General features: G+C 44.0%; 1 protein-coding gene, 1 tRNA gene and 2 rRNA genes. 3 read left to right on the forward strand and 1 reads right to left on the reverse strand.

Features of this window, described 5'->3' with window-relative positions; all coding sequences use genetic code 11:
• From H710_RS02080 to H710_RS02090, 3 genes are all read left to right on the forward strand, one after another.
• Positions 1–2,815: ribosomal RNA gene (locus H710_RS02080) — 23S ribosomal RNA — on the forward strand.
• 103 nt (positions 2,816–2,918) lie between these two features.
• Positions 2,919–3,033 (forward strand): 5S ribosomal RNA (gene rrf, locus H710_RS02085).
• A 126-nt stretch (positions 3,034–3,159) separates the two neighbouring features.
• A tRNA-Met gene (locus H710_RS02090) sits at positions 3,160–3,236 on the forward strand.
• A 409-nt stretch (positions 3,237–3,645) separates the two neighbouring features.
• Here H710_RS02090 and H710_RS02095 read toward each other — a convergent pair.
• The gene (locus tag H710_RS02095) at positions 3,646–5,577 is read right to left on the reverse strand and encodes a DUF1561 family protein (protein ID WP_041849182.1); all 1,932 of its coding nucleotides are present in this window, start codon (positions 5,575–5,577) and stop codon (positions 3,646–3,648) included.
• Between the last annotated feature and the right edge of the window lie 387 nt (positions 5,578–5,964).

Raw genomic sequence — 5,964 nt, forward strand, 5'->3', positions numbered from 1 at the left:
GATCAAGTGTCTTAAGGGCATTTGGTGGATGCCTTGGCATGCACAGGCGATGAAGGACGTGATACGCTGCGATAAGCTACGGGGAGGTGCGAATACCCTTTGATCCGTAGATTTCCGAATGGGGCAACCCACCTTTGACTGCTGGGAACGTTAAGCTGTTTTGTAAAAGAGACAGTTTAGGTTTCTAGTTGTCTCTAATAAGGTATCTTCATCTGAATAAAATAGGGTGTAAGAAGCGAACGCAGGGAACTGAAACATCTAAGTACCTGTAGGAAAGGACATCAACCGAGACTCCGTTAGTAGTGGCGAGCGAACGCGGACCAGGCCAGTGGCTTAAATTTAGAAAAGTAGAATTGATTGGAAAGTCGAACCAAAGGGGGTGATAGTCCCGTATACGTAAATCTGATTTAAGTCCTTGAGTAAGGCGGGACACGTGAAATCCTGTCTGAACATGGGTCGACCACGATCCAAGCCTAAGTACTCGTGCATGACCGATAGCGCACCAGTACCGTGAGGGAAAGGTGAAAAGTACCCCGACGAGGGGAGTGAAATAGTACCTGAAACCGAATGCCTACAAACAGTCGGAGCCCAAGATTCGTTCTGGGTGACGGCGTACCTTTTGTATAATGGGTCAGCGACTTAGTCTAACGAGCAAGCTTAAGCCGATAGGTGTAGGCGTAGCGAAAGCGAGTCTGAACAGGGCGTTCAGTTCGTTGGATTAGACCCGAAACCGAGTGATCTAGCCATGAGCAGGCTGAAGGTAAGGTAACACTTACTGGAGGGCCGAACCCGTATCTGTTGCAATAGATTGGGATGACTTGTGGCTAGGGGTGAAAGGCCAATCAAACTCGGAAATAGCTGGTTCTCCGCGAAATCTATTTAGGTAGAGCGTTAGTTGAATTCTCCAGGGGGTAGAGCACTGGATGGGCTAGGGGTCCTCACCGGATTACCAAACCTAACCAAACTCCGAATACCTGGAAGAACTAACTGGCAGACACACGGCGGGTGCTAACGTCCGTCGTGGAAAGGGCAACAACCCTAACCACCATCTAAGGTCCCCAAGTTATGGCTAAGTGGGAAAGGATGTGAGGATCCCAAAACAACCAGGATGTTGGCTTAGAAGCAGCCATCATTTAAAGAAAGCGTAACAGCTCACTGGTCTAAATAAGGGTCTTTGCGCCGAAAATGTAACGGGGCTAAAGCCATACACCGAAGCTGTGGATTTGCTTTTATGAGCAAGTGGTAGCGGAGCGTTCCGTAAGCCTGTGAAGGGAGACTCGCGAGAGCTCCTGGAGGTATCGGAAGTGAGAATGCTGACATGAGTAACGATAAAGGGAGTGAGAGACTCCCTCGCCGAAAGTCCAAGGGTTCCTGCTTAAAGTTAATCTGAGCAGGGTGAGTCGGCCCCTAAGGCGAGGCCGAAAGGCGTAGTCGATGGGAACCACGTTAATATTCGTGGACCTGTGGGAAGTGACGGATTGCGTATATTGTAAGGTCTTATTGGATTGATCTTGCAGTAGAGTAATTCCAGGAAATAGCTCCCACATATAGACCGTACCCGAAACCGACACAGGTGGACAGGTAGAGAATACCAAGGCGCTTGAGAGAACTACGTTGAAGGAACTCGGCAAATTGCACGCGTAACTTCGGAAGAAGCGTGACCCTTTAGCGGGCAACCGTTAGAGGGTGGCACAGACCAGGGGGTAGCGACTGTTTACCAAAAACACAGGGCTCTGCGAAGTCGCAAGACGATGTATAGGGTCTGACGCCTGCCCGGTGCTGGAAGGTTAAGAGGAGATGTGCAAGCATTGAATTGAAGCCCCAGTAAACGGCGGCCGTAACTATAACGGTCCTAAGGTAGCGAAATTCCTTGTCGGGTAAGTTCCGACCTGCACGAATGGCGTAACGACTTCCCCGCTGTCTCCAACGTAGACTCAGTGAAATTGAATTCCCCGTGAAGATGCGGGGTTCCTGCGGTTAGACGGAAAGACCCCGTGCACCTTTACTATAGCTTTACACTGGCATTTGTGTCGGCATGTGTAGGATAGGTGGTAGACTTTGAAGCAGGGGCGCTAGCCCTTGTGGAGTCATCCTTGAAATACCACCCTTACCGACATGGATGTCTAACTGCAGTCCGTTATCCGGATTCAAGACAGTGTATGGTGGGTAGTTTGACTGGGGCGGTCGCCTCCTAAAGAGTAACGGAGGCGCGCGAAGGTAGGCTCAGAACGGTCGGAAATCGTTTGTTGAGTGCAATGGCATAAGCCTGCCTGACTGTGAGACTGACAAGTCGAGCAGAGTCGAAAGACGGTCATAGTGATCCGGTGGTCCCGTGTGGAAGGGCCATCGCTCAACGGATAAAAGGTACGCCGGGGATAACAGGCTGATGACCCCCAAGAGTCCATATCGACGGGGTTGTTTGGCACCTCGATGTCGACTCATCGCATCCTGGGGCTGGAGCAGGTCCCAAGGGTATGGCTGTTCGCCATTTAAAGCGGTACGTGAGTTGGGTTCAGAACGTCGTGAGACAGTTCGGTCCCTATCTGCCGTGGGTGTAGGAATATTGACAGGATCTGTCCCTAGTACGAGAGGACCGGGATGGACGTATCTCTGGTGGACCTGTTGTGGCGCCAGCCGCATAGCAGGGTAGCTATATACGGACGGGATAACCGCTGAAGGCATCTAAGCGGGAAACCCACCTGAAAACGAGTATTCCCTTGAGAACCGTGGTAGACCACCACGTTGATAGGTCAGGCGTGGAAGTGTGGTAACACATGAAGCTTACTGATACTAATAGTTCGATTGGCTTGATCGTTCTCATTTCCTCTATTCATTCATGATGAAACACTCAATTAATGAATAAAACTAAAACTTAATAAAAGCACAAAACCAGTTTCTCATTCTATGCCCTTTGCTGACTTGGTGGTTATGGCGGAACGCCTGCACCCGATCCCATCCCGAACTCGGCCGTGAAACGTTCCAGCGCTGATGGTACTTTGTCTTAAGGCACGGGAGAGTAAGTCGCTGCCAGGTCTGCTAAAGGCATAGAAACATCCTCACAATCTTCAAAAAATTCTGTCACTTTAAAGATAAAGTGAAAAGGGACAAACAACAAAAAGAAGGAAAAATACCCCAAATAGGGCCGTCTTTTCTTCATGGCGCGGGGTGGAGCAGCCCGGTAGCTCGTCAGGCTCATAACCTGAAGGCCGCAGGTTCAAATCCTGCCCCCGCAACCAGTATCTCCATCTTCTCTCTTTGTGTCCTACGCATACAGTTTCTCTCCTTCTTATTTCTAATGCACAAGCATGAACAATGTTTGTGTTTTAATGTGGCTTTCTGCTGCCCAAACCAAGCCCCTACAAAAGGTGTAAAGCTCTCTTTCATAAACATCTCAGCTTATGGAGTACTGTCTCATTGTATAAATACGCTTCATCTTTATAGGAACGTAGCTTACTTACTGCCTCAAAAAAATACAGAGCAGAGGTCTAAAAAATAAATCTCGTGCCCTGTATCTCTATCTTGTGGATTCTATTCCGTATAAAACTCAGATTAATAACTACAACTATATTAATAAACACTAATTAAGCTTATTACTCTGCCTTATCGATTGCGCTTTAAAACTTTAAAAAACAGTCTTTAAGCACCTTATTGGATCGCACATCTGCCACTGAGACACTGATTAAAAAGCGCTGCTCTTGGAAGAAGGCCACTACCTCTTCTACCGTCTCCTTCTCCAGTGCAATCCCTTTGAGATAAATAAAAATCTAAAGAAATCTCATGTCTCAAAGCCATTTGAATTGTTGCGAGTGAATGAAGTATTAGAATGCCTCCACGTGTAAGATTATTAAATACTTCTTCTGCTGTTGTTATTGGAGTAAGACGTTGTATGTATCGTTCAAAAGTTATTCTAGCTGTATTCGTTGGGATTAACACGAGCCCGTCTCTTGTTCTTAAAATAGGTTGGGCATGACCAGATGTTCCTGTATAGCTTGTTCTCACCATTGAAAGATACCAAAGTGTGCCACTAGGAGCAGTAAACATATTTTGAATTACTCTTATCATTTCTTCATGTGTTCTAACAACGGCTGAAGGTCTCCAATCATAATTGGGCAATAACATTAGTGCTGCTGAACGAGTTATTCTAGTTGTGCGTGTATAGCTACTCTCTCCTGCGTACAAAGGTACATTAGCATAATTTTCTGTGTTATGCAGCCTTTCTGCAAGCAGAGGGAATCTTGCGCGAAAGGAAATAAATAGATTTGTATTAGGAGCTGTATTAAAAAAATATCCTTCCCCATCTCGAGGAGGATGACTGTAATGATATTCTTGCAATTCAGCAAGCATTTGTAGAGTCTGCAGCATGCAGGGTCCGCAATAGGCAATTATTGGTGTTGTGCCAGGAATATTACTTCTAGCGATTTGCCATAATCTTTTTTTCCATTCCTCAGTAAGTTCAAAACTAGGAGGTAATGATCGTTTTTCTCGTATGTGAGCAGTCTGTGTAACATTCTTCTTTGTTCCAGGAGCCGGGCAATAAGTCAGTGTATCCCCTAAATTCCCATTAACAAAGCGATTCCACCGTTCAATGTCGTAATCAAAAATAAAATCAGAGGTAGGGTGGTTATATTGCGATTCTTGTTTAGTAATATAATCACTTGTAGCTGTATAAGGGAAACCCCAATTCGAGCCATATTGGGTAACTCTTAACAGATTGCCTAGATAATCCAAGATGGGGCCTTCACTTCCATTTAACTGAGAAAGATCCCAAAAGCCAATATCTTTGTTTTTTGTGTTGTTGGAAATAGTTTCTTTACACGATAACCACTTTACCCAATTCCAACTTTCTGATTTAGCTTGTTGGGAAACCATGCAAGACATTGCTCTAGAGGAAGGGAAATATCGAGCAATATGACCATTTTCTGGATTATAATAGAGATCAAATAGCTCTGATCGTGATCCATCGTCTGTAACATAATATCTAGTCTGGGTAGAACCACTGATAAAGTTCCAACCTAAGAAAGTTTTTGTATTAAGATTCACAGGAGGAGCTACAGTGTTTGCCCATTTATTCATGTTGACTAACCTATGATCATAGGAAGCTCTAGAGTCTTTTGAAATATAAAGGTACCATTTATAATCTTTAACACGGAATCTTCCATCTGCTGTATGAAAGGCATTTCCTGTAATGATCCAGCGTTGATTAGCATCATTGATAACACAGGGTCTTAATAGGAGATAATCCCAGTCGGCTGTAGACTTTCCATCAATACCTGTTACGGAGCTAGGAGCGGTCATACACAGCCAAACATTATTCACATTCCAAGAAACTCTTTGTAAAACATCATATCGAGCAGGTAGAGCACTGGAAGCAGAACAATTGTTGAGGTAAATATAACTTTCACCATTTACAAATGTTGGAGTATAACAATATTCGTATTTTGTATGGACCTTAACACGAATAGCTTCATCATGAGGGTTATCAGTAGGGGGTTGAATTTGATGAGGAATAGGAGCTGAAATAGAAGTTTGAAGAGTGAGTAATAAACTGCAAAAAAATAATAACGACGTCAATTTCATTTTTATTCCCTTTCGTGAAAATCTCTCCCCTTTTTTGATGAATTGGCTAGAAAATTGCGCTTTATAATCTTTCTGCTGAAGATAGAATTGACGCTGTTCTCGATAAAATAATAAATTCCTCCTGTTGTTTGCTTTTGGCAATGGATGGGTTTGAACGTTAAAATTTCTAAGACATCATAAAAACCTAAAGAAAATTAAAGAAGCAATACGGATTTTAGGGAAAGTAGTCTGTTGTTTTTTCTTGACAAGGGAAGTTTTTGAAAAAATGGTATAGGATATGCTTCTTAAGCGAGATTGGCTTTTGATTTAAAAGTTCGTAACTTTTAGAAATTCGTAAAAATGAATAGAAATTAATAAGAAAAAGGAGAGTGCTTTATGCTATAAAAG

The organism is Bartonella bacilliformis Ver097 (assembly GCF_000709795.1).
GTDB classification, from domain to species: Bacteria; Pseudomonadota; Alphaproteobacteria; order Rhizobiales; family Rhizobiaceae; genus Bartonella; species Bartonella bacilliformis_A.